This window comes from Streptomyces alkaliterrae, from assembly GCF_007097205.2.
Lineage (GTDB): Bacteria > Actinomycetota > Actinomycetes > Streptomycetales > Streptomycetaceae > Streptomyces > Streptomyces alkaliterrae.
Window position 1 is genome coordinate 1 of the sequence record NZ_VJYK02000020.1, and the last position, 24,623, is coordinate 24,623.

The 24,623-nt window shown below is 72.8% G+C and carries 19 protein-coding genes; 7 read left to right on the forward strand and 12 right to left on the reverse strand.

Annotated features, from left to right (window positions below; all coding sequences use genetic code 11):
- Positions 1–319 precede the first annotated feature (319 nt).
- Positions 320–2,953, forward strand: coding sequence for a valine--tRNA ligase (locus FNX44_RS03485; RefSeq protein ID WP_143646435.1), 2,634 nt, complete (start codon positions 320–322; stop codon positions 2,951–2,953).
- A 161-nt stretch (positions 2,954–3,114) separates the two neighbouring features.
- On the opposite strand, the gene FNX44_RS03490 is transcribed toward FNX44_RS03485, so the two are convergent.
- Entirely contained in the window at positions 3,115–3,720 is a 606-nt protein-coding gene (locus FNX44_RS03490; protein ID WP_143646436.1) for a biotin transporter BioY, read from the reverse strand.
- A gap of 288 nt (positions 3,721–4,008) precedes the next feature.
- On the opposite strand from FNX44_RS03490, the gene FNX44_RS03495 reads away from it, so the two are divergent.
- Positions 4,009–5,493: an amino acid permease gene (locus FNX44_RS03495; protein ID WP_143646437.1), complete on the forward strand. Its 1,485-nt coding sequence runs from the start codon at positions 4,009–4,011 to the stop codon at positions 5,491–5,493.
- 151 nt (positions 5,494–5,644) lie between these two features.
- Complete coding sequence (locus FNX44_RS03500; RefSeq protein WP_143646438.1) at positions 5,645–6,286, forward strand: superoxide dismutase; 642 nt, start codon at positions 5,645–5,647, stop codon at positions 6,284–6,286.
- 95 nt (positions 6,287–6,381) lie between these two features.
- Here FNX44_RS03500 and FNX44_RS03505 read toward each other — a convergent pair whose 3' ends face one another.
- Positions 6,382–7,011, reverse strand: a complete 630-nt coding sequence (locus tag FNX44_RS03505) for a mycothiol-dependent nitroreductase Rv2466c family protein (protein ID WP_407699156.1) — start codon at positions 7,009–7,011, stop codon at positions 6,382–6,384.
- 186 nt (positions 7,012–7,197) lie between these two features.
- Between FNX44_RS03505 and pepN (FNX44_RS28530) the strand changes: the two genes are divergently transcribed.
- The 3 genes from pepN (FNX44_RS28530) to pepN (FNX44_RS03525) all read left to right on the forward strand — a co-directional run bounded on the left by pepN (FNX44_RS28530) (position 7,198) and on the right by pepN (FNX44_RS03525) (position 13,739).
- Positions 7,198–9,813 (forward strand): aminopeptidase N, encoded by a 2,616-nt coding sequence (gene pepN / locus FNX44_RS28530; protein ID WP_181353778.1) that lies wholly within the window; start codon positions 7,198–7,200, stop codon positions 9,811–9,813.
- A 215-nt stretch (positions 9,814–10,028) separates the two neighbouring features.
- Positions 10,029–11,042: a hypothetical protein gene (locus FNX44_RS03520; RefSeq protein WP_143646440.1), complete on the forward strand. Its 1,014-nt coding sequence runs from the start codon at positions 10,029–10,031 to the stop codon at positions 11,040–11,042.
- 129 nt (positions 11,043–11,171) lie between these two features.
- Positions 11,172–13,739: an aminopeptidase N gene (pepN, locus tag FNX44_RS03525; protein WP_143646441.1), complete on the forward strand. Its 2,568-nt coding sequence runs from the start codon at positions 11,172–11,174 to the stop codon at positions 13,737–13,739.
- An 87-nt stretch (positions 13,740–13,826) separates the two neighbouring features.
- Here the strand turns inward: pepN (FNX44_RS03525) and FNX44_RS03530 are convergent, their stop codons facing one another.
- The 10 genes from FNX44_RS03530 to FNX44_RS03575 all read right to left on the reverse strand — a co-directional run bounded on the left by FNX44_RS03530 (position 13,827) and on the right by FNX44_RS03575 (position 23,758).
- Positions 13,827–14,057, reverse strand: coding sequence for a hypothetical protein (locus FNX44_RS03530; protein WP_143646442.1), 231 nt, complete (start codon positions 14,055–14,057; stop codon positions 13,827–13,829).
- Between the two features lie 89 nt (positions 14,058–14,146).
- Positions 14,147–14,614 carry a hypothetical protein gene (locus FNX44_RS03535; RefSeq protein WP_143646443.1) on the reverse strand — a complete coding sequence of 156 codons (468 nt, stop codon included), beginning with the start codon at positions 14,612–14,614 and terminating at the stop codon, positions 14,147–14,149.
- 232 nt (positions 14,615–14,846) lie between these two features.
- Entirely contained in the window at positions 14,847–17,087 is a 2,241-nt protein-coding gene (malQ, locus tag FNX44_RS03540; protein ID WP_143646444.1) for a 4-alpha-glucanotransferase, read from the reverse strand.
- 19 nt (positions 17,088–17,106) lie between these two features.
- The gene (locus FNX44_RS03545; protein ID WP_143646445.1) at positions 17,107–17,415 is read right to left on the reverse strand and encodes a hypothetical protein; all 309 of its coding nucleotides are present in this window, start codon (positions 17,413–17,415) and stop codon (positions 17,107–17,109) included.
- 180 nt (positions 17,416–17,595) lie between these two features.
- Positions 17,596–18,192 (reverse strand): winged helix DNA-binding protein, encoded by a 597-nt coding sequence (locus tag FNX44_RS03550; RefSeq protein WP_143646446.1) that lies wholly within the window; start codon positions 18,190–18,192, stop codon positions 17,596–17,598.
- Between the two features lie 42 nt (positions 18,193–18,234).
- The gene (locus FNX44_RS03555; protein WP_407699157.1) at positions 18,235–18,963 is read right to left on the reverse strand and encodes a TSUP family transporter; all 729 of its coding nucleotides are present in this window, start codon (positions 18,961–18,963) and stop codon (positions 18,235–18,237) included.
- 110 nt (positions 18,964–19,073) lie between these two features.
- Positions 19,074–20,090, reverse strand: a complete 1,017-nt coding sequence (locus FNX44_RS03560) for an N-acetylglucosamine kinase (RefSeq protein WP_143646447.1) — start codon at positions 20,088–20,090, stop codon at positions 19,074–19,076.
- On the reverse strand, positions 20,081–21,364 hold the full coding sequence (locus tag FNX44_RS03565; protein ID WP_143646448.1) for a 6-phospho-beta-glucosidase: 1,284 nt from the start codon (positions 21,362–21,364) through the stop codon (positions 20,081–20,083). Before FNX44_RS03565 ends, FNX44_RS03560 begins: the two co-directional genes overlap by 10 nt.
- A gap of 83 nt (positions 21,365–21,447) precedes the next feature.
- Positions 21,448–22,668 carry an ROK family transcriptional regulator gene (locus tag FNX44_RS03570; RefSeq protein WP_143646449.1) on the reverse strand — a complete coding sequence of 407 codons (1,221 nt, stop codon included), beginning with the start codon at positions 22,666–22,668 and terminating at the stop codon, positions 21,448–21,450.
- A gap of 133 nt (positions 22,669–22,801) precedes the next feature.
- Positions 22,802–23,758, reverse strand: a complete 957-nt coding sequence (locus FNX44_RS03575) for a mechanosensitive ion channel family protein (RefSeq protein WP_143646457.1) — start codon at positions 23,756–23,758, stop codon at positions 22,802–22,804.
- A gap of 216 nt (positions 23,759–23,974) precedes the next feature.
- On the opposite strand from FNX44_RS03575, the gene FNX44_RS03580 reads away from it, so the two are divergent.
- The gene (locus tag FNX44_RS03580; RefSeq protein WP_143646450.1) at positions 23,975–24,514 is read left to right on the forward strand and encodes an HNH endonuclease; all 540 of its coding nucleotides are present in this window, start codon (positions 23,975–23,977) and stop codon (positions 24,512–24,514) included.
- Positions 24,515–24,623 lie beyond the last annotated feature (109 nt).

Here is a 24,623-nt window from a genome sequence, read left to right on the forward strand (position 1 = left end):
GGCCGTAGGGCTGCTGCGGGTAGCCGTAGCCCGGCTGGCCGGGGGCACCACCGGTGCCAGGACCGTAGGGGCCCGGCTGGCCGGGCGCGCCGTACGGACCCGGCTGGGGCGGCTGGCCGTACGGGCCCGGCGGCGGGGGCTGGTGGTTGCTCAAGGCTGCTTCCCTCCGTTTCCCCGCCTTGTCGGTGCGGGGCAGTGCTTCGTTGCTCGGTCCGTCCTCGTGTGTCGTCGTACATCCTGGCGGACGGCGACACCCGCCGGTGTACCGGTCCCCAAACCGGTTCGAGACCGTGACAGCGCCGCCCTTAGACTTGCCGTCGTGACCGAGAACACTCAGCAGCGCCCCACCGGGGCCCATGGCGAACCCGCAGACCTGCCGACCCAGTACGCGCCGGCCGAGGTAGAGGGGAAGCTGTACGAGCGCTGGGTAGAGCGTGGCTACTTCGAGGCGGACGCGGCGAGCGAGAAGCCGCCGTTCACGGTGGTCATCCCGCCGCCGAACGTCACGGGCAGCCTGCACCTCGGGCACGCCTTCGAGCACACGCTGATCGACGCGCTGACCCGCCGCAAGCGGATGCAGGGCTACGAGACGCTGTGGCAGCCGGGCATGGACCACGCCGGCATCGCGACGCAGAACGTCGTCGAGCGGGAGCTGGCGAAGGAGGGCAAGTCCCGGCACGACCTGGGCCGGGAGGCGTTCGTCGAGCGCGTCTGGCAGTGGAAGGCGGAGTCCGGCGGGCAGATCTCCGGGCAGATGCGCCGGCTCGGCGACGGTGTCGCCTGGTCCCGTGAGCGGTTCACGATGGACGAGGGGTTGTCGAAGGCTGTCCAGACGATCTTCAAGCGGCTCTACGACGACGGGCTGATCTACCGCGCCGAGCGCATCATCAACTGGTGCCCGCGCTGTCTGACGGCGATCTCCGACATCGAGGTGGAGTACGCCGACCAGGACGGCGAGCTGGTCTCCATCCGCTACGGCGAGGGCGAGGACAGCCTGGTCGTCGCGACGACGCGGGCCGAGACGATGCTCGGTGACACGGCCGTCGCCGTCCACCCCGAGGACGAGCGCTACGCGCACCTGGTCGGCCGGCACATCAAGCTGCCGCTGACGGACCGTTCGATCCCGGTCGTCGCCGACGAGCACGTGGACCCGGAGTTCGGCACCGGCGCGGTCAAGGTGACCCCGGCGCACGACCCGAACGACTTCGAGATCGGCCGCCGGCACGGCCTGCCGAGCCTGACCGTCATGGACGACCACGCGGTCATCACCGTGCCCGGGCCGTTCCAGGGCCAGGACCGGCTCGAGGCGCGGTCGGCGATCGTCGGCGCGCTGCGCGCGGAGGGCCGGATCGTCGCGGAGAAGCGGCCGTACAGCCACTCGGTCGGCCACTGCTCGCGCTGCAAGACGACGATCGAGCCCCGGCTGTCGCTCCAGTGGTGGGTGAAGACCGGGCCGCTGGCGAAGGCCGCCGGTGACGCGGTCCGCGACGGCCGGGTGGCGATTCACCCGAAGGAGATGGAGTCCCGCTACTTCGCGTGGGTCGACAACCTCCACGACTGGTGTATCTCGCGGCAGCTGTGGTGGGGCCACCGCATCCCGGTCTGGTACGGGCCGGGCGGCGAGGTCGTCTGCGTCGGCCCGGACGAGGAGCCGCCGAGCGGCGAGGGCTGGCACCAGGACACCGACGTCCTCGACACCTGGTTCTCCTCCGGCCTGTGGCCGTTCTCCACGCTGGGCTGGCCGGAGAAGACGGAGAGCCTGGAGAAGTTCTATCCGAACTCCGTCCTGGTCACCGGCTACGACATCCTGTTCTTCTGGGTCGCCCGGATGATGATGTTCGGCCTGTACGCGATGGACGGCACGCCGCCGTTCCACACCATCGCGCTGCACGGCATGGTCCGCGACCAGTTCGGCAAGAAGATGTCGAAGTCGTTCGGCAACGCGGTCAACCCGCTGGACTGGATGGACCGTTACGGCTCTGACGCGCTGCGGTTCACCCTCGCCAGGGGCGCCAACCCCGGTGTGGACGTGCCGATCGGCGAGGACTGGGTCCAGGCGTCGCGGAACTTCGCCAACAAGGTCTGGAACGCGACGCGGTTCGCGCTGATGAACGGCGCGACCGTCGAGGGTCCGCTGCCGGACGCCGCCGAGATGTCGGCGGCCGACCGGTGGATCCTCTCCCGGCTCAACACGGTCGTGGCCGAGACGGACGCCTACTACGACGACTACCAGTTCGCGAAGCTCGCCGAGGGCCTGTACCACTTCGCCTGGGACGAGGTCTTCGACTGGTACGTCGAGCTGTCGAAGACGACGTTCTTCGCGGGCGGCCGGGCGGCCGAGGTCTCCGGCCGGGTGCTCGGCGAGGTCCTGGACGTCCTGCTGCGGCTGCTGCACCCGATCGTGCCGTTTGTCACCGAGACGCTGTGGACGACGCTGACCGGCGGCGAGTCGCTGGTGATCGCCGACTGGCCGAAGGACAGCGGCTTCCGGGACGCGGCGGCCGAGGCCGAGCTGGCCGCCGTCCAGCAGGCCGTCACCGAGGTCCGCCGCTTCCGCGCCGACCAGGGCCTCCAGCCCGGCCAGCGGGTCCCGGCGCGGCTGACGCTGGACGGCACGCAGCTGGTCGCGCACGAGGTGGCGATGCGGTCGCTGCTGCGGCTCCAGCCGGCCGGCGAGGGCTTCTCGGCGACGGCGTCGCTGCCGGTGGCCGGGGCCGTCGTGGAACTGGACCTGTCCGGCGCGATCGACTTCGAGGCCGAGCGCAAGCGTCTGAACAAGGACCTCGCGGCGGCGGAGAAGGAGCTGAAGCAGACGACGGCGAAGCTGGGGAACGAGGGGTTCCTGGCGAAGGCGCCGGATCACGTGGTGGAGAAGATCCGGGAGCGGCAGGGGGCCGCGGAGGCCGACATCAGCCGCATCCGGCAGCAGCTGGAGCGGTTGCCGCAGGGCTGAGCGTTCCCCAGCCCCGCCCCTTCCCGTTTCCCGGGGCTCCGCCCCGGACCCCGTATCGCGGCCTGGCGGCCGCTCGTCCTCAAACGCCGGACGGGCTGAATTCAGCCCGTCCGGCGTTTGAGGACCGGGGGTCTGGGGGCTGGCCCCCAGAAAGCGGCGGCTCAGTCCCGCTGGCCCAGCAGCTTCCAGGCCGTGGGGAGCGCGCCCATCGCGAGCGCCGCCTTCAGGGCGTCGCCGATGAGGAACGGGACGAGCCCCGCGGCGATCGCCGCGCCCGCGCTCATGCCCGTCGCGAGCGCGAGGTACGGCACGCCGACGGCGTAGATGAGGGCGGTGCCGAGCGCCATCGTGCCGGCGGTGCGCAGCGCGCCGCGGTCGCCGCCGCGGCGGGCGAGCGCGCCGACGACGGTGGCGGCGAGCAGCATGCCGAGGACGTAGCCGAAGGAGGGGGCGGCCACGCCGTGGCCGGCCTCGGCGAACCACGGCATGCCGGCGGCTCCGGCGAGCACGTAGAGCGCCAGGGAGAGGAAGGCGCGGCCCGCGCCGAGCCCGGCGCCCACCAGTAGTACGGCGAAGGTCTGTCCGGTGACCGGTACCGGGGATCCGGGCAGCGGTACGGCGATCTGGGCGGCCAGTCCGGTGAGCGCGGCTCCGCCGAGCACCAGCGCCGCGTCGCGGACCCGGGAGCGGGCGGTGGTGGTCGCGGGGAGCAGGTCGGCGAGGACGGCGCCGGGCCGGGTGTGCGCGGTGGGCGTCAGGGCGCTCATGAAGGGCTCCTGGTGGGTCGTTGGGCAGCGGACAGGCCCGACGTTATCCCTGCTCAGACGCGCGTGTCCGTGACGTCGGCGACAGAAGCGGGCGGTGGACGTTGTGCCGGTCCGACGGAATACCGGCGTGGGGGCGGGTGGGGTGACGGTCGCGTACGGTCACGGTGGTGTCCGGATGCCGGGACAGTGACGTGCGCCATTGATACGCCGTGGGCGGCTCGCTCACACTGGCCGTTGGTCTGGAGTGATCCGCTCCGCCGCTCCCCCCGCTCCTCTCCCTGGACCTTCATGTCTTCCTCCCAGACCCTGCCCGAGGCGTCACCCGCCGAGGGCACTGCCGCCGGCACCTCTTCCGGGCGATCCCCGGAGTCCGGCTCCACTCTCGGACACGGCCTCAAGCAGCGCCATCTGTCCATGATCGCGTTGGGCGGCGTCATCGGCGCCGGTCTTTTTGTGGGGTCGGGGGCCGGTATCGCGGCCGCCGGGCCCTCGATCGTGCTGGCGTTCGCGGTCTCCGGCCTGCTGGTGATGCTGGTGATGCGGATGCTCGGCGAGATGTCCGCCGCGCATCCGGCGTCCGGTTCGTTCTCCGTGCACGCCGAGCGGGCGCTGGGCCCGTGGGCGGGTTTCACCGCCGGCTGGATCTTCTGGGTGCTGCTGTGTGTCGCGGTCGCCGCCGAGGCGATCGGCGCTGCCACGATCATGCTCACCTGGTTCCCGGACACCGCGGCCTGGATGTGGGTCGCGCTGTTCATGGCGGTGTTCTGCGGGACGAACCTGGCGTCGGTGCGGAACTTCGGCGAGTACGAGTTCTGGTTCGCCTCTCTGAAGGTGCTGGCGATCGTCGCGTTCCTGGTGCTGGGCGGTCTGGCGATCGTCGGTGCGCTGCCGGGTACGGACGCGCCGGGCGCGAGCAACCTCACCGGGCAGGGCGGTTTCTTCCCGAACGGGGCGAACGGCCTGGTGATCGGTCTGCTGGCGTCGATCTTCGCGTACGGCGGTCTGGAGACGGTGACGATCGCGGCGGCCGAGTCGGAGAACCCGGTGCGCGGTGTCGCCAAGGCCGTGCGGACGGCGATGTGGCGGATCGCGGTGTTCTACGTCGGTTCGATGCTGGTGATCGTCACGCTGATCCCGTGGAACGACCCGTCGATCAAGGACGGCCCGTACGCGGCGGCGCTGGACCACCTGGGCATTCCGGCGGCCGGCGAGATCATGAAGGTCGTCGTGCTGATCGCGCTGCTGTCCGCGATGAACGCGAACATCTACGGCGCGTCCCGGATGTCGTACTCGCTGGTCGCGCGCGGTGAGGGCCCGGCGGTGCTGGGGAAGGTGAGCGGCGGCGTGCCGCGCCGCACGGTGCTGGCCTCCTCGGCGTTCGGCTTCTTCGCGGTGCTGCTGAGCTTCTGGTGGCCGGACACGGTGTTCACCTGGCTGCTGAACATGGTGGGTGCGGCCGTGCTCGTGGTGTGGGGCTTCATCGCCTTCTCGCAGCTGCGGAGCCGGCGCCGCCTGGAGCGGGAGGCGCCGGAGAAGCTGGTCGTGCGGATGTGGGCGTTCCCGGTGCTGACCTGGTTGGCGATCGCGGGCATGCTCGGCATCCTGCTGCTGATGCTGCGGGACGGCGAGACCCGGGTGCAGCTGTTCTTCACCGCCGGCCTCACGCTCTCGCTCGCGGCGGTCGGTCTGCTGCGCCAGCGCCGCGCCGCACGGGCCGCGAGCCCGACCGGCCCGGCGGCGGACCGGGCCGACGCACCGGTCGCCGGGGACTGACGCGGCGGTCCGAGCGGCCGTCAGGCGCCGCTGGCCATACGGGTGACGGGGTGGCCCCCTACGGTGGGGTCGCCCCGTTCGGCGTTCCGTTCCGGCTGATAACGTCGCCCTGCAAGCGATGTGCATTGACGTTCGGAGGGGAACTAAGCGCATGGCCGTCTACACTCTGCCGGAACTCCCGTACGACTACTCCGCGCTGGAGCCGGTCATCACGGGCGAGATCATCGAGCTGCACCACGACAAGCACCACGCGGCGTACGTGAAGGGTGCGAACGACACGCTGGAGCAGCTGGAGGAGGCCCGGGACAAGGACAACTGGGGCTCCATCAACGGCCTGGAGAAGAACCTCGCGTTCCACCTCTCCGGTCACATTCTGCACTCCATCTACTGGCAGAACATGACCGGTGACGGCGGCGGCGAGCCGCTGGAGAAGGACGGTACGGGCGAGCTGGCCGACGCCATCGCCGAGTCCTTCGGTTCCTTCGCGAAGTTCAAGGCCCAGCTCACCAAGGCCTCCGCCACCACCCAGGGCTCCGGCTGGGGCGTGCTGGCGTTCGAGCCGGTCAGCGGTCGGCTGATCGTCGAGCAGGTCTACGACCACCAGGGCAACGTGGGTCAGGGCTCCGTGCCGATCCTGGTGTTCGACGCCTGGGAGCACGCCTTCTACCTCCAGTACCGGAACCAGAAGGTGGACTTCGTCGAGGCGATGTGGCGTGTTGTCAACTGGCAGGACGTCGCCGCCCGTTACACCGCCGCCAAGGAGCGCGCCAACTCGCTGATCCTGGCTCCGTGACCCGGCCCCCGTCCGGATCGGACGGGGTGTCCCGCACGGCACGTGGAAGGGGCTCGCGCCCGGGGAATCCCCGGATGCGAGCCCCTTGTGCGTGCTCAGTCGAACGAGGGGGCGGCGTCCCTGGTCCGCTTGATCTCGTAGAAGCCCGGTGTGCCGGCGACGAGCAGCGTGCCGTCCCACAGCCGGCCGGCGGCCTCGCCCTTGGGGGCCGGGGTGACAACCGGGCCGAAGAAGGCGATCCGCTCGCCGTCGGCGCCCGGCACGGCGATCACCGGTGTGCCGACGTCCTGGCCGACGAGGTCGATGCCCTCGCGGTGGGACTCGCGCAGCCGCTCGTCGTACTCGGTTGACCGCATGGCGTCGGCCAGGTCGGGGGAGAGCCCGGCGTCGGTGAGCGCGGCGCGAAGCGTCTCGGCGTTCTGCTCCTCGCCGCGGTTGTGGAAGCGGGTGCCGATGGCCGTGTAGAGGCGGCCCAGCACCTCGCTGCCGTACTTCTCCTCGGCGGCGATGCAGACCCGGACCGGGCCCCAGGCCGTCTTCATCAGCTCGCGGTAGCGCTCGGGGATCTCGTCGAGCTTGTTCTCGTTGAGCACGGACAGGCTCATCACGTGCCATCGCACCTCGACCGGCCTGACCCGCTCCACCTCCAGCATCCAGCGCGAGGTCAGCCACGCCCACGGACACAGCGGGTCGAACCAGAAGTCGGCGGGGGTCTTGTCGGACACGTCCACTCCTCACTGGGCAGCACGGCACGCCACGACGGCGGCGTGGTATCAGGGGAAACACCTACCATCGGGCGGTCATTCCCGCTGACGGCACGCCCGGGCGGCTCCGGGACCCCCTCCTGCCGGCGGGGGTGCCATGACATGCTGGGGCCCGATTGTTCGCTATGCGAGACGAGGAGTCGCGTTGTGCCCGCAGAGAACCTGACCCGTGACGAGGCCCACGAGAGGGCGAAGCTCCTGACCGTGGACGGGTACGAGGTCGTTCTGGACCTGCGCACAGCGGTGGCGCCGCCGCCCGAGGAGGGTCCCCGCACCTTCCGGTCGACCACCACCATCCGGTTCCGCAGCATGCTGCCGGGCGCCTCGACCTTCGTCGACCTGGTGGCGCCGCACGTGCACTCGGTGACGCTCAACGGCGAGTCGCTGAACGTGGACCGGGTCTTCGACGGCGCCCGGATCCGGTTGGAGGGCCTGGCCGCCGTCAACGAGCTGACGGTCGACGCGCGCTGCGCGTTCAGTCGCACGGGTGAGGGCCTGCACCACTTCGTCGACCCGGAGGACGGCGAGACCTACCTCTACACGCAGTACGAACCGGCCGACGCCCGCCGGGTCTTCGCCAACTTCGAACAGCCGGACCTCAAAGCGCCGTTCACCTTCACCGTGATCGCGCCGGCCGAGTGGACGGTGCTCAGCAACTCCGACCGGGTCGGCGAGCCCGAGCCGTTGGAGGACGCGCTGGCCAGGTGGCGGTTCGCGCCCACCAAGCCGATCTCGACGTACATCACCTCGGTGCTGGCCGGCCCGTACCACCACGTCACCGACAGCTACAAGCGCACGCTGGCGGACGGCGGCACGCTGGAGATCCCGCTCGGCGCGCTCTGCCGCAGGGGGCTGGCCAGGCACTTCGACCCGGACGACGTCTTCCTGATCACCAAGCAGGGGCTGGACTTCTTCCACGACCACTTCGACTTCCCCTACCCGTTCGGCAAGTACGACCAGGCGTTTGTGCCCGAGTACAACCTGGGCGCGATGGAGAACCCCGGCCTTGTCACCTTCCGGGAGGAGTTCGTCTTCCGGGGCAAGGTCACGCAGGCGTCCTACGAGGGCCGGGCGAACGTCATCCTGCACGAGATGGCGCACATGTGGTTCGGCGACCTGGTCACCATGGAGTGGTGGGACGACCTGTGGCTGAAGGAGTCCTTCGCGGACTTCATGGGCACCTTCTCGCAGGTCGGCGCGACCCGTTTCACCAGCGGCTGGGTCACCTTCGCCAACCGCCGCAAGGCGTGGGCGTACCGCGCCGACCAGATGCCCTCCACCCACCCGGTGACCGCCGACATCCCGGACCTGGAGGCCGCCAAGCTGAACTTCGACGGCATCACCTACGCCAAGGGCGCCTCGGTGCTCAAGCAGCTGGTGGCGTACGTCGGGCAGGACGCCTTCCTGGAGGGCGCCCGGCGCTACTTCAAGCGGCACGCCTGGGGCAACACACGTCTGACCGATCTGCTGTCGGTGCTCGCCGAGACCTCCGGCCGGGACATGGCCGAATGGGCGGGCGCCTGGTTGCAGACGGCCGGCGTCAACACGCTCACGCCCTCGGTGCGGCTCGACGAGGACGGGCGGCTGGGTGAGCTGGCGGTGCTGCAGGCCGTCGAGGAGACCCCCGGCGCCAGTCCGGTGCTGCGCCCGCACCGGGTGGCGATCGGGCTGTACCGCCGCGAGACGCCGGACGGTCCGCTGGTGCGCTACGCCCGCGCCGAGACCGACGTCGTCGGCGCACGCACGGTCGTTCCCGAGCTGGTCGGCGAGGTCGCGCCCGAGCTGGTGCTGGTCAACGACGACGACCTGACCTACGCGAAGACACGGCTGGACGAGCGGTCCCTGGCCACCCTGCGGGAGCACCTGGGCGCGATCGAGGACCCGCTGGCCCGCGCGCTGTGCTGGTCGGCGATGTGGAATCTCACCCGGGACGGGCTGCTCCCGGCCCGCGACTTCCTCACGCTCGTGCTGCGCTTCGGCGGTCGGGAGTCGGACGTCGGCGTGCTCCAGATGCTGCACGCCTGGGCGCGGTCCGCGATCACCCACTACGTCGCCCCCGAGCACCGGCGCGCCGCCGGTGAACAGCTCGCCGAGGGCGCCGAACGGGAGCTGCGGAAGGCCGAGCCGGGCAGCGGACACCAGCTGGCCTGGGCCAGGTTCCTGGCCGCCGCGGCCTGCCGCGCGGAGGACTTCGCCCTACTCCGGGAGCTGCTGGCGGGCACCACGGGTGTCGTCGGTCTTGAGGTCGACCAGGAGCTGCGCTGGGCGTTCCTGGCGGCGCTGGTCGCCGAGGGCGCGGCCGGTGAGAGCGAGGTGGCGGCCGAGCTGCTGCGGGACGACACCGCCTCCGGCAAGCGGCACCAGGTACGCGCGCTGGCCTCCCGCCCGTCCGCCGAGGTCAAGGCGGAGGCGTGGGAGGCGGTCGTGGAGTCCGACCGGCTGTCGAACGCGCTGGTCGAGGCGACGATCGCCGGGTTCGACCAGCCGGCGCAGCGAGAGCTGCTGGCGCCGTACGCGCCGAAGTACTTCGCGGTGCTGGAGCGTGTCTGGGAGGAGCGGTCGATCGAGATCGCGATGGCGACCGTGCGGGGGCTGTTCCCGATGCTCCAGGGCGACGAGCGCACGCTGGCCGCGACCGACGCGTGGCTGACCGAGACCGAGGGCCGGGCGGCTCCGGCGCTGCGCAGGCTGGTGCTGGAGGCCCGCGACGACCTGGCCCGCGCGCTGCGCGCCCAGGCGCGGGACGCCGCGACAGCCGCCTGACAACCGGCCCCTCACCCGCTCACCCGGCCTTCCGAACGCCGCCCGCGTGTTCGGGGGGCCGGGCGCGTTTCCGCGGCTCGGAAGCACCGCACACCGGTGTCCGGTTCGTACGGCCGTGCGGGACATTCCGGACTTGAGGACAGCGGGGTCCGGATTTGCCGACAGCCGTGTAACAGCCGGTTGGAGGCCGACCCGGGACCGGGCATCGAAGGGTCATGACCCAAGAAACCCCGCTCTCCCCCCGTCCGTTGAGCCACCTCTCGGACGTCTCGCGCCGGGTCGTCACCACGGCCGGGCTCCGCGCGCAGGACGTCTCCGCCGCTCTCGCGAAGGAACGCTGCCGGCCCGGCGGGCCCTGGCAGACGCCGCTGCCCGGGGTGTTCCTGCTGCACCCGGGCCGCCCGACGGACGAGGAGCGGCTGCGCGCGGTGCTGCTGTACGCGGCCGGCACCGGTGCCTGTACGCCGCCGTCGGCGGAGGTGCGCCCGATGGTCAGCGGGCTCGCGGCACTGGCACTGCACGGTTTCCGCTGTGTGCCGAGGATCGCCGATCTGGCGGAGATCGACGTGCTGGTGCCGCGTTCGCGCCGGCCCCGGTCGACCGGCTGGGCACGGGTGCTGCGCACCCACAACCTGCCGAACTCGGTGGACCTGCACGGCGTGCCGGTGGCCCCGGTGGCCCGGGCGCTGGCCGACGCGGTCGGCCGGCTCACCGATCCCGACCAGGTCCGGCGCATGCTGACGGAGACCGTGCGGGACGGGCACTGCGAGGCGCACGCCATCGTGCGGGAGCTGGGTCGGGCCCGGCTGCTGTCCCGTCCGCAGGTGGTCGACGCCGTGGACACCCTGCTCGCGGAGGGCCGGGCGCTCGCCGAGTCCAGGCTGTACCGGCTGGTCGCCGAGGGCGGGCTGCCCGACCCGTGCTGGAACGTGGAGCTGCGGCAGCCCGGCGGACCCCGGCTGGCGGTACTGGACGCCTACTGGCCGGAGCAGGGCGTCGCGGTCGAGATCGACTCGCGGGCGCACCAGCGCCCGGCCGCGACGCCGACGCTGTGGCCTGGCCGGGCCCGGCAGCGGGAGACGCTGGGCAAGCTGGGCGTAACCGTCGTCAGCCCGACCCCGGAGCGGCTTCGGGACTGCCCGCACGACCTGCTGTCGCTGCTGCGCACGGCGCTGATGACCGCCGACGACCGGCCCCCGGCGACCTACCTGCTCGTCCAGCCGCGCTGAAGCCGCTCGCCGCCCCGGGCGGAAGGCCGCCTTCCGCCCGGGGCGGCGGCGGTCAGCGCCCGACGTCCCGCCCCGGCGTGGAAGGATGGCGGCACCGCCGGCCGATGACGACAGGATGGAGAGACCCAGGTGCCTGGCACGAATCTGACTCGCGACGAGGCGCGGGAGCGCGCGCGTCTGCTCGAGGTCGAGGCGTACGAGATCGAGCTGGACCTCTCCGGGGCTCAGGAGGGCGGCACCTTCCGCTCGGTGACCCGGGTGCGGTTCCAGGCGAGGGAGGCCGGGGAGAGCTTCATCGACCTGGTCGCGCCGACCGTGCACGAGGTCGCGCTCAACGGCGAGGCGCTGGACGTGGCGCGTGTCTTCGCCGACTCCCGCATCAGCCTGCCCGGTCTGGTGGCCGGCGCGAACGAGCTGCTGGTGGTGGCGGACTGCGCCTACACCAACACCGGTGAGGGCCTGCACCGCTTTGTCGACCCCGTCGACCAGCAGGCCTACCTGTACACCCAGTTCGAGGTGCCGGACGCCCGCCGGGTGTTCGCCTCGTTCGAGCAGCCGGACCTCAAGGCGACGTTCGCCTTCACGGTGACCGCGCCCGAGGGCTGGACGGTGATCTCCAACTCGCCGACACCCGAACCGTCCGGCAACCGCTGGGAGTTCGCGCCCACCCCGCGCATCTCCAGCTACATCACCGCGCTGATCGTGGGCCCGTACCACGCCGTGCACAGCACGTGGGAGTCCGCCGACGGCAGCCGCTCGGTGCCGTTGGGCGTCTACTGCCGCCCCTCGCTCGCCGAGTTCCTGGACGCGGACGCGATCTTCGAGGTCACCCGGCAGGGCTTCGACTGGTTCGAGGAGAAGTTCGACTTCCCCTATCCGTTCGAGAAGTACGACCAGCTCTTCGTGCCGGAGTTCAACGCCGGCGCGATGGAGAACGCGGGCGCGGTCACCATCCGCGACCAGTACGTGTTCCGATCCAAGGTGACCGACGCGGCCTACGAGACCCGGGCCGAGACGATCCTCCACGAGCTGGCCCACATGTGGTTCGGCGATCTGGTCACCATGGAGTGGTGGAACGACCTGTGGCTGAACGAGTCGTTCGCCACCTACACCTCCATCGCCTGCCAGGCCTCCGCGCCCGGCAGCCGCTGGCCGCACGCCTGGACCAGCTTCGCCAACCAGATGAAGACCTGGGCCTACCGGCAGGACCAGCTGCCCTCGACCCACCCGATCATGGCGGAGATCCGCGATCTGGACGACGTCCTGGTCAACTTCGACGGCATCACCTACGCCAAGGGCGCCTCGGTGCTCAAGCAGCTGGTCGCCTACGTCGGGGAGGACGAGTTCTTCCGGGGCGTGCGGGCCTACTTCAAGCGGCACGCCTGGGGCAACACCCGGCTGACCGACCTGCTCGGCGCGCTGGAGGAGACCTCGGGCCGGGACCTGTCCGCGTGGTCGAAGGCGTGGCTGGAGACCGCGGGCATCAACGTGCTGCGCCCGGAGATCAGCACCGACGACAGCGGTGTGATCACCTCCTTCGCCGTCCGCCAGGAGGCGCCGGAGCTGCCCGAGGGCGCCAAGGGCTCCCCCACGCTGCGTCCGCACCGCATCGCGATCGGCCTGTACGAGCTGGCCGACGGCCGGCTCACCCGGACCGACCGCATCGAGCTGGACGTCGACGGCGAGCTGACCGAGGTGCCGGAGCTCGTCGGCCGCGCCCGCCCGGCGGTCGTGCTGCTCAACGACGACGACCTCTCCTACGCCAAGGTCCGGCTCGACGAGCGGTCGCTGGCCGTCGTCACCGAGCACCTGGGCGGCTTCGCGGAGTCGCTGCCGCGCGCCCTGTGCTGGGCCTCGGCCTGGGACATGACCCGGGACGGCGAGCTGCCCACCCGCGACTACCTGGAGCTGGTGCTCTCCGGCATCGGCCGGGAGAGCGACATCGGCGTCGTCCAGAGCCTGCACCGCCAGGTGAAGCTGGCGCTGGAGCTGTACGCGGCGCCGGAGTGGCGCGCCGAGGGCCTGGCCCGCTGGAGCGAGGCCGCCGAGCGGTACCTGAGGTCCGCCGAGCCCGGCTCGGACCACCAGCTCGCATGGGCCAGGGCACTGGCCGCGACCGCCCGCACCGACGGGCAGCTGGACCTGCTGGCCGGACTGCTGGACGGCGGCGTCACCGTCGAGGGGCTGGCCGTGGACACCGAGCTGCGGTGGGCGCTGCTCCAGCGGCTGGCCGCCGCCGGCCGGGCCGACGAGGCCGCGATCAGCGCCGAGTTGGACCGCGACCCCACCTCCGCGGGTGAGCGGCACGCCGCCACCGCACGGGCCGCTCGTCCCACCGCCGAGGCGAAGGCCGAGGCGTGGGCGCAGGTCGTGGAGTCGGACAAGCTGCCGAACGCGGTGCAGGAGGCCGTGATCGCCGGCTTCGTCCAGCCCGACCAGCGGGAACTGCTGGCGTCGTACACCGACCGCTACTTCTCCGCCCTGCGCGGGGTGTGGGAGTCCCGCAGCCACGAGATGGCCCAGCAGATCGCCGTCGGCCTCTACCCGACACTCCAGGTGTCGCGGGAGACGCTGGAGGCGACCGACCGCTGGCTGGCCGAGCAGGGCGAGGGCAACGCAGCGCTGCGGCGACTGGTCACCGAGTCCCGCTCCGGTGTCGAGCGGGCCCTGCGAGCGCAGGCCGCCGACCGGGGCTGAGCGAGGACACGACAACAAGCCGTAGGGCGTTCCGGGCTCGGGCCCGGGACGCCCCACGGCTTTGCGCGTGGGCGGCGACCGGTGGGGTCAGCTGCTCTGCTTGCGGGACTTGTCGCCGATCATCACCAGACCCGCGATGAGCAGGAAGAGGACCACGGGGGCGACGACGTACAGGCCCACGGTCTCGGCGACGCTCAGCCTCGGCGCGGGGTCGTCCCCGTCGTCCGGTGTGAGGGCGAAGGCAGGGGACGACATCAGCAGCATCAGCGTCGTACCGACGGTGACGGCTCCGGCTCGCACGGCATTCTTGTTGACCACGCTTCCAAACTAGCGAACGTCCCCGGGCACCGCGCCCCCGGGGTACCCCAAGCGGAGCACCGGAAACCCGCAGGACAAGGGGAACACGATCAGGGCTGCCGCTCCCCCACCGCCCGGAACCAGGCGGCGACGATCGCCTCACTGCGCTCGGTGAAGAGCGGATCGCGCCAGCTCGTCGAGTAGTACGGCGCCGGCAACCGGAACGACCGTCCGTCCTTCGGTACCACCCGGATCATCCGGGCGTGGCTCTCGGAGTTCCCGGGCGCGACCCAGATCTCCACGGCGATCGACTCCACGTCCTCCCAGGCGCACCGCTTCCTCCCGCGAATGCGCCAGGTACGGATCTCCCTGTCGTCGAACTCGGTCCGACCGACCGCGTAGCCGATCGTCGCGGGAAGGAAGAAGGGCAGCACCGCCAGGAGGAAGTCCCAGAAGCTCCCCCAGTCGTCGACCAGGAGCCAGCGGACGCCCGAGACGACGCCCGAGACGGCAAACGCGGCCGACAGCCACAGCAGACCCTTCCGCTGATGCGGCGTGTAACGAACCGCTGACTCCATCGCCGTTTCCTCGGATCTCCACGACTCTGCCGGGCTCCGGTCGGGAGCCTCCCGTCACGACGTACCGTAGCCGCCGGAGTGCGTGCGGCCCGTCATACCCGTGAAGGTCTTCGCGGGCCCCATCTTGGGCAGAGCCGACTTCACCCCGTCGGTGAGGAACCTCGTCGCTCGCGGCGCGCCGCCTGCGATGGCCCTTCGCGGCGGCACCGCCGACCCGGCCGGCCGGCTTCCGTCACTCCTGTGACACCCGGCTGACGCCGGCTTCCGGCACGGCCGGACCGATCGGACCGGCCGGAGTGATCGGATCGGCCGGATCGGGACAGGTGCGGCCCACTCCACGCGGGGTGGGCCGCACCAACTCGGCCCGTACCGCCGCCAGCAGGTCGCGCAGCCGCGGACTGGCCGTCAACTCCTCCAGCGGAACCGGGCGTCCGGCGCCGTCGGCGATCGGCAGCCGCCAGTTCGGGTATTCGCCGCTGGTGCCCGGCACGTTCTGCGGGCGGCGGTCGCCGAGGCCGTCCGGCAGCCACACCCCGACAAACGCCGCCGGGCCGCGCGCCAGCAGCCGGTACAGCGCCGCGATCCGGGCCGCCTCCTCGTCGCCGTGACCCGCTCGGCCGGGGGCGTCGAACCCGTCCGGCCCGATGCCCAGCCTCGCGCACAGCGACAGCCAGTCCGCCACCGAGCGGGCCTCGGCCGCGCGCTCGTCGGCGAGCCGCTCGGCGGGCAGCAGGCCCAGCGCGTGGTGGAGTTCCACGTGCTCGCCGCGCAGTCGGGCGGCCGTGCTCGGCAGGTCGTGGGTGGTGAGGGTGGCCAACGCGCCCGGCCGCCAGTGCTCCGGCGGCAGCGGCTCCCGGGTACCCGGCCGGCCGGCGGTGCCCCAGTCGCGCTCGAACCACAGCACGGAGGTGCCCAGCACTCCCCGGTCGGCCAGCTCCTCCCGCACGCCGTCCTCGACCGTGCCCAGGTCCTCCCCGACAACCGAGGCGCCCGCGCGGGCGGCCTCCAGGGTGAGCAGCCCCAGCATCGCGTCGGCGTCGTACCGGACGTACGTGCCGTCGGTGGGTGGTCGGCCGTGCGGCACCCACCACTGGCGGAACAACCCCATGACGTGGTCCACACGCAGCGCGCCGCCGTGCCGCAGCTGCGCGCGGAGCAGCTGCCGGTAGGGCTCGTGTCCGCACGCGGCCAGGGCGTCCGGCCGCCACGGCGGCAGGCCCCAGTCCTGACCGGCGGAGTTGAACGCGTCCGGTGGCGCGCCGATCGACATGCCCTCGGCGAAGACGTCCTGCTGGGCCCAGGTGTCGGCGCCCGAGGGGTGCACGCCGACCGCCAGGTCCTGCACCAGGCCGACGGACATACCGGCCTGGCGCGCGGTGTGCTGGGCGTGCGCCAGCTGGGTGTCGGTCAGCCAGGCCAGCCAGCGGTGGAAGTCGACGCGGCGGCGGTGTTCGAGGCGGGCGCGCGCGGTGCGCTCGGACCTCGGGTCGTCCAGACCGGGCGGCCAGTCGCGCCAGTTCGAGCCGTACAGCTCGGCGAGCGCGTGCCAGGTGGCGTGGTCCTCCAGCGGCCGCCCGCCGGCTGCGGCGTACCGCTGGTACTCGGCGCGGCGGGCGTCGTCCGCCGGCACCCGGTGGAGGGCTTCGAGGGCGGCGCGCTTGACCGCCCAGACCGCGTCCCGGTCGACCCGGCCGTCGGGCCGGAGGGCGAAGTCGCGCAGCTCGGCGGCGCGGGCGGCGAGTGCGGCGACGCGCTCCCGGTCGGCGCCGCGGAGCGCCCGGTACTCGGGCAGATCCTCCACCCGCAGGTGGATCGGGTCGGGGAAGCGCCGGGAGGAGGGCCGGTACGGCGAGGGGTCGCCGGACTCTCCCGGGGCGGTGGGCACGGCCTGGTGCAGCGGGTTGAGCTGGATGAACGAGGCGCCGGCGGTGCGGCCCGCCCAGTCGGCCAGATGAGCGAGGTCGCCGAGGTCGCCCATGCCCCAGGAGCGGGCGGAGAGCAGCGAGTAGAGCTGGACGAGGAGCCCGAAGCCGCGGACGGGCGGCGCGGGCAGCCGCTCGGGGGCGACGATCAGGGTGGCGTGGGCGCCGCGGCCGTCGGGCGCGTGGGCGCGCAGCGCGTGCACCCCGACGGGCAGGTCCTCGCCCCAGTCGCGGGGGCCGCCGTCCTCCGTCTCGACCCGGAGGGCGGTGCCCTCGGGGAGTCGGGCGGCGGCGGGAAGCGCGGCGGGGCGGCCCGCGCGTAACACCACCGTCGGCGGCAGCAGCCGGTCCGCGACGGTGGCCCGGTGCGTCTCCAGGGCGGAACGCACCGCCTCGGGGGTGGAGGCGTCGACGCCGAGCGCGGCGAGGACCTCCACGACCGTCTCGTCGGAGGTGTGGAGTGTGAGGCCGGGGCGCGGTTCGTAGGAGGTGCGGACGCCGTGGGCCTCGGCCAGTCGGACGAGCCTCGACGCTCGCGCCCGCCCTGTCATCAGAACGCCCGCCCTGTCATCAGAACTCCGCGGTCTCCGCCGTACCGCGCCCGTCGGAGAAGAGGGCGGTGCCGGTGGGCTCGCTGGTGAGCGGCAGCTCGGCGCCGATGGGCGGCTCGCTGGTGAGCGGCGCCACGTCGGCGAGCGGCGGCTCGCTGGTCAGGGGCGCCTCGACGGCGTCGAGCGAGGAGGAGCCCTCCAGCCCGGAGTCGGGCACGGCGGACTGGGCGAGCACGCGTTTGGAGGGATCGCCGTCCTCGACTCGTTCGCCCTGTATGGGCATGAGGGGAGCGGTGGCGGACAGGAGGAGTTCAGCGGACGCGGCCACGGGGGCCTCCGTTCGTTGACGTCGACGGACAAGGCTGCATCTACCCGCGGGGCGCCGGAGCATCCGCCTCCGCCCCGCCAAGGTGGCGCAGTTCACACTTCCGGGTAAAGCGATGAATTGCGCGTTGACGGCGGGGCGGGCGCGGGACACTTCGGTCTGACGGGCGTCAGCAAGAAGATTTTACGTCAGCTGGGACGACTTCTCCTGGTTGTCCACAGGCCGGCGCCCTCGGGAGGCGCCCGGCGGGAGGCCGCCGAACGAGGTGTCGCCCCCGCCGTTGTGGATCATGCGCCGCAGCACCCGGACCGTGCGCACGTAGTCGTCGTCGCTCACTCCGCGCCGCAGCGCGGCGAGCGCTCCGGGCACCACGTCGGCGTGCAGCCGGTCGTGGGTCGCGTGGCCCTCGGCGGTGAGCGCGAGGCGGCCCGCCTTCTCGACCAGCCATCCCCTGACCAGCAGTTCCTCCGCGGCCGGGGCCACCACGTCGGTGTCGACCATGGGCCGCTTGCGGGCGATCTTGGCGGCGAGTTCGGCGCGGGTGAGGCCGTCGTCCTCCTCGAACAGGTGGGACAGCACCCAGGCGTGCGGCTGGCCGATGCCCAGCCCCTCCCGCATCGTCCGGTTGATGTGCGCGACGATCACCTCACCGGCGACGCCGGTCCAGTAGCCCATCGGGTGGTGCAGCAGTTCCTCGTCGGCGAACTCCTCGACGAACTCGCCGGAAGTGGTCGCCTCGGTTGTCGTGTCGGTCGCGGTGTGCGGCTGTGTGGTGGTCATGCCCGCGAACCTAGGAGTTGAAGTCAAGTTGATGTCAAGGGGTCACAGCGCGAGCAGGCCCTTGAGGGTCGTCACCAGCCCGCCGGCCAGTGCGAGGCCGAGCAGCACGGCCCGCGCGCCGCGCTCGGGCAGCCGGGACGCCAGCAGGCGGCCGACGAGCAGCCCGGCGGCCATCGTGGCGGCGCACAGCGACCAGGCGGTGCCGCTCAGCTCCGGCATCCCCTTCGCGCCGATCGAGATCAGGTTCACCACCAGCCCGTAGAACTGCGCGTTCGGCAGGAACTCGCGCGCAGTCCAGCCCGCGTTGATCGCGTAGAGCGAGACGGCGGGGCCGCCGACGCCGGCGGAGGAGTTGAGGAAGCCGCTGGCCGCGCCGGCCGCGAGCGCGCCCGAGGTGCCGTGCAGCGAGGCGGTCCGGTAGCCGGAGACGATGAACAGCACGGCGGCTGTCACCACCACGCCCATGCTGATCAGCAGCACGGGCTCCGGCAGCGTCCGCGCGGTGTACGCCCCCAGCGGCACGGTCACGGCCGCCGCCGCGACCAGCGGCACCATCGCCCGCAGCCGGACCCGCCGCCACGTCGCCGTCAGCCCGATGCCGCTGATGACCACGCCCGCGCAGTTGGCGAGGGTGACCCCGTCCACGGGGCCGAGCAGCAGTACCAGCGCGGGCGCGGCGGCCAGGCCGAAGCCGAGGCCCGCCACGCGCTGCACCGAGCTGCCGACGAACACCGCGCAGCCCAGGAGCAGCAGGAAGAGACCCGGCGCCAGAGTGGCGGAAGACAGGGCGGGGGACGAGGTGTACAGCGCGGCCAACACGGAGTGAGGCTATGCCCACGACTCCAGCCGCATCGCGGCCCGCCCCCCGAGCGTGCGAGGCGTCACACGCGGTGGTGGGCGCGCAGGGCGGCGTACGCGGGCGGCGGCGCGCCCACGCCGTCCAGTGCCAGCAGCGCGGCGCCGACCACCGGCGGGACCTCGATCACCCTCGGTTCCGCCCTGGGCGCACGCTCGGCGAGCCGCCGCGTCACACCCTCGTGCAGCTGCGGATGGCGGGCCGCCAGTACGCCGCCGCCGAGGACCACCGGCGTGGGCTCCCCCAGCAGCTCCAGGCGGGTGAGGGCGACCGTGGCGAGCAGCGCGACCTCCTCGGCCTGCCGCTCGACCAGCCGGTGCGCCACCGGATCACCGGACGCGGCCACCTCGAACAGCACCGGCGTCAGCTCGTACCTGCGGCAGGGGTCGAGCCCGCCGAGGTGGAACGCCTCGACGAGCTGCTCGACCCGTTCCCGCCCGAAGTACCCGGGAAGCGCCCTGGCCAGTTCGGTGTCCGGGCCCCGGCCGTCCTCGGCGCGGGCGGCGTGCCACAGTGCGGCCCTGGCCAGGCCGCCGCCCCCGCCCCAGTCGCCGGAGAGCTCGCCGAGCGCGGCGAAGCGGTGCACCCGGCCGTCGGCGCGGCGCCCGGCGCAGTTGATCCCCGCCCCGCACACCACGGCGACACCGCTTGTCGCGGGCGCGCCCCCGCCCGGGGCGTCCGGCAGCCCCGCGCGCAGGATGGCGAAGGTGTCGTTGACGACCTCGGTGCGCGCCCCCCAGCCGCGCGCGGCCAGCGCCTCGGTGAGAAGACGCTCCTCCTGCGGCAGGTCGGCGCCCGCCAGAGCGCCCGTGACCTGCGTGACCGCGGGGTTCCCGGCCGCGGCGAGGGCGGAACGCAGCAGCGGGTCAAGCGCCTCGACGGCCGCCCGGACGCCGACGCTCTGCGGCTGGAAACCGTCGCCCCGGGCGGCGCCGAGTACCCGGCCGTCCAGCCCGACGACCACCACGTCCGTCTTGCTGTTTCCGCCGTCGACCGCCAGGACCGCCCGGCCGCTCACGCCGCTCACACCGCTCACACCCATACGAGGTGGTCCTTGTTGTGCGCGAGCAGCCGGTCGGTCAGCGCCTCGGCCCGGTCGTACTGGCCGATCAGCGGGTGGGCGAGCAGCGCCCTGAAGACCCGGTCCCGCCCGCCGTGCAGCGCCGCCTCCAGCGCCAGCCGCTCGTAGCCGGTGACGTGCGCGATCAGACCGGCGAACAGCGGGTCGATCGTCGGAGCGGGGAGCGGCCGGGCGCCGTCCGGGCTGATCCGGGCCGGCACCTCGACGACGGCGTCGTCCGGGAGGAACGGCAGCGTGCCGTCGTTCCGCACGTTCACCACCTGCACCGAATCGGCCGCGGCCCCTCCCGCCGGCGCGCCGCCGAGCAGTGACGCGGCCAGGGCGACCGCCGCCTCCGAGTAGTAGGCGCCCCCGCGCCTGGCGAGCAGAGCCGGCTTCTCGTCGAGCGCCGGATCGGCGTACAGACGCAGCAGCTCGCTCTCCATCGCGGCGACCTCGGCCGCCCTGGACGGCTGCTCGCGCAGCTGCTCCACGACCTCGTCGTGCGCGTAGAAGTAGCGCAGGTAGTAGGAGGGCACCACGCCGAGGCGGTTGAGCAGCGCCTTCGGCAACCGCAGCTCCGCGGCGATGTGCTCGCTGTGCTCGGTGAGCAGCCCGGGCAGTACGTCCATGCCGCCGGGGCCGCCGAGCCGCACGCCCAGCTCCCAGGTGAGGTGGTTCAGCCCGTAGTGGTCGAGGTGGACCTCGCCCGGTTCGACGCCCAGCAGACCGGCGAAGCGGCGCTGCAGTCCGATCGCCACGTTGCACAGGCCCACCGCGCGGTGTCCGGCCTCCAGCAACGCCCGGGTGACGATGCCGACGGGGTTGGTGAAGTCGATGATCCAGGCGTCGGGGTTGGCGCGCCGCACCCGGTCGGCGATGTCCAGGACGACCGGGACGGTGCGGAGCGCCTTCGCCAGACCACCGGCGCCGGTGGTCTCCTGGCCGACGCAGCCGCACTCCAGCGGCCAGGTCTCGTCCTGCTGCCGGGCCGCCTGGCCGCCCACCCGCAGCTGGAGCAGGACGGCGTCGCAGTCCGCGACGGCGGCGTCCAGGTCGGCGGTGGTGGTGATCGTGCCGGGGTGCCCCAGACGGGCGAAGATGCGCCGCGCCAGGCCGCCGACGAGTTCGAGGCGGTCGGTCGCCGGGTCGACCAGGACCAGTTCCTCGATCGGAAGGCGGTCCCTGAGCCGGGCGAAGCCGTCGATCAGTTCCGGGGTGTAGGTGGAGCCGCCGCCCACCACCGTGAGCTTCATCGCTCGTCTGACTCCTGCCTGTGTCGGGTGCCGGTACCTGGTCGGGACCGGCGTGTCGGGTCGTGCGGGGTGTGCGTGCCGGGTCAGCGGTTGGTGTCGAACACCTCGTCCCGGGTGGTGATCAGCGCGCCTGCGAGCGCGCCGGCCAGGACCGGGCCGTCGGTGACGTGGCCGAGCACGACCCGGGGGCGGGGCGCGGCCAGCTCGACGAGTTCGCGCTGGACGGCCTCGCGCAGCACCTCTCCGCCGGCCAGGTGCAGGCCGCCGGAGAGCACGATCAGCTCCGGGTCGAGCACCGCCACCATCGCCGCGAGACCGGTGGCGATGCCGGTGGCCGCGCGGCGCAGCAGCTCCGCCGATGCCGACGCGTCGGCATCGGCGTCGGAGGATCCGACGGCTCGGCGCAGCAAGGCGGCCACGGCGTCCGCGTCGCGCACGGTCGGATCGGTGTGCAACCCCAGCTCGTGGGCGAGGCGGCGCAGCGCCCGGGCGCCGACGAGCTCCTGGAAGCCGCCACCCCCGGTCCGCGCCACCCCTCTGACCAGGGGCGCGCCGGGAACGGGCAGGAAGCCGACCTCGCCGGCACCGCCGGTGGAGCCCCGGTGCAGCCGACCGCCGAAGACCAGGGCCGCGCCGACGCCCTCCTCGGCCCACAGCAGCACGAAGTCGTCGTGTCCGCGCGCGGCGCCGCCGTGCTGCTCGGCGACGGCGACGAGGTTGACGTCGTTCTCGCAGTCGACCGGCATCGGCAGCGCGGCGGCCAGCTCCTCCAGTAGCTCGGGGGCGTGCCATCCGGGCAGGTGGGAGGCGTAGCGAAGGCGCCCGGTGCGCGGGTCGAAGGCGCCCGGCGTGCCGATGACAACGCGGTGCAGGTCGGCGCGGGCCAGACCGGCCGCCCTGGCGGCGCCGTCCACCGCGGCCACCACCCGCTCGGCCGCCGAGGACTGCCGCGGCCCGCCGGGGGTGGGCAGCTCGAAGGTGCCGACAGTACGGCCCGTGACGTCGGCGACCGCCGCCCGGATGCGGGCGGCGGTGACGTCGACGCCGGCCACCCGGGCCACGGCGGGATTGATCGAGTAGAGCTGGGCGCCCGGCCCGGGACGGCCGCTGCTGGTGCCGGTGGCCAGCACCAGGTCGGCGGCCTCGAGCCGGGCCAGCAGCTGGGATGCGGTGGGCTTGGAGAGGCCGGTGAGCGTGCCGAGCCTCGTCCGGGAGAGCGGGCCGTGCCGGAGCAGCAGTTCCAGCGCGGCCCGGTCGTTCATCGCCCGCAGCACCCTGGGAGTGCCGGGAGTGGTAGCGGACATCGACGCTTCCTCCCTTCACCCCGCGAGCCTTCACCCCGCGAGAACTGTTAGGAACCTTTCCTGTCGTCGAGACAGTAGGCCGGTCCGCCGACCACGTCAACGCGTCGACGACCCGGCCCCCGCCGGGCGCCGGCTAGCGACCGTCCGCCGCAGCCGGGCCCCGCCGGCTCAGCGACGCCGCCACCGACCGCTCCACCTTCTCCAGTTCCACGCCCTCGGCGTCGACCAGCCGCACCCCGAGCGCGTCCAGCGCCTCCTTGATCCGCAGCCGCAGCTCCCGCTCGACGCCCTTGGCCTCCCCCGGCATGGTCTTCGCCGACACCCGCAGCACCATCGTGTCCAGCGACACCGAGTCCAGGCCGAGCACGTCGACCGAGCCCCACAGCCGCTCGTCCCACGGGCTCTCCGCGGCCAGTGCCTGCCCGGCCCCCGCGACGGCCGCCCGGACCTTCGACAGGTCCTCGTCGGCCCGCACCTCCACGTCGACGTTCGCGGTGGCCCAGCCCTGGCTCAGATTTCCCACCCGCGCGATCCCGCCGTTGCGCACATACCAGACCTCGCCGTCGTCGCCGCGCAGCTTGGTCACCCGCAGCCCGATCTCCAGCACCACGCCGGTCACGTCGCCCACGTCTATCCGGTCCCCGACGCCGTACTGGTCCTCCAGCAGGATGAACATGCCGGAAAGCACGTCCGTCACCAGGTTGCGGGCGCCGAAGCCCAGCGCCACACCGGCCACACCGGCACTGGCCAGCAGCGGCCCCAGGCTGATCTCGAAGACCGACAGGATCGTCAGCGCCGCCGTCCCGAGGATCAGGAACGACGACACGCTGCGCAGCACCGAGCCGATCGCCTCCGAGCGCTGCCGACGGCGCTCGGCGTTGACCAGCAGACCGCCGAGCGGACTGTTCGTCGCCTCCGCCGAACGGTTCATCCGCGCTATCAACCGGGTGATCGTCCGCCGCACGACCGTGCGCAGCACCAGGGCGATCACCAGAATCAGGATGATCCGCAGCCCGGCCGCCAGCCACACCTCCCAGTTGTTCCGCACCCAACCCGCCGCGTCCTGCGCCCGCACCTGTGCGTCCTGCATCGTGTCCACGGCGACACCCTAGGTCGCGAAGAGGTGCGGAAACCGGTGGTCCTGTCCGGATGTGAGCAGGTCCCGAACGGGGGATACCGGGAGTGTGGTCCAAAACACGCACAGTTCGTTGCCCGATCGTGGTGGCACCCGAGGGCGTGGCGAGGACACACTGAGGGGAGATCGTCCCGGCGCGAGCCACGCGCCGCAGACGTAGGAGGAGGCACCGTGCCGCATGTCCTGGTCCTCAACGCGTCGTACGAGCCGCTCGGCGTCGTACCGCTCCGTCGCGCGCTCATCCTCATCCTCAACGACAAGGCGGTCAGCCTTGAGGACTCGGGCGCCCTGATGCGCAGTGCCACCTGCGCCATACCCGCACCCAGCGTGGTCCGGCTCAAGCGATTCGTACGGGTGCCCTTCCGGGGCCCCGTCCCTCTGACCCGGCGCGCGCTGTTCGCCAGGGACGGCGGGCGCTGCGCCTACTGCGGTGGTGCCGCCAGCAGTGTCGACCACGTGATCCCGCGCAGCCGGGGTGGTCAGCACGTGTGGGACAACGTCGTCGCCGCCTGCCGGCGGTGCAACCACGTCAAGGCCGACCGCCACATCACCGAGCTGGGCTGGCGGCTGCGTCACCAGCCCGCGCCGCCCACCGGGCTGGCCTGGCGCATCATCGGCACGGGGCACCGCGACCCGCGCTGGATGCCCTACCTACAGCCCTACGGTGCCGACGACGCGCTGGCCCGGATCGACGGCCGAACACCGGCCTGAGACCGGGCCACATCTCTGTGCGGCCGCCCTTCGCGCGCGGTCGGCGGCGAGCCCCTCGGCGCGACCCGTTCCCCAGGCCGGGGACGGGTCCGTCGGCGTGAGAAGGGGC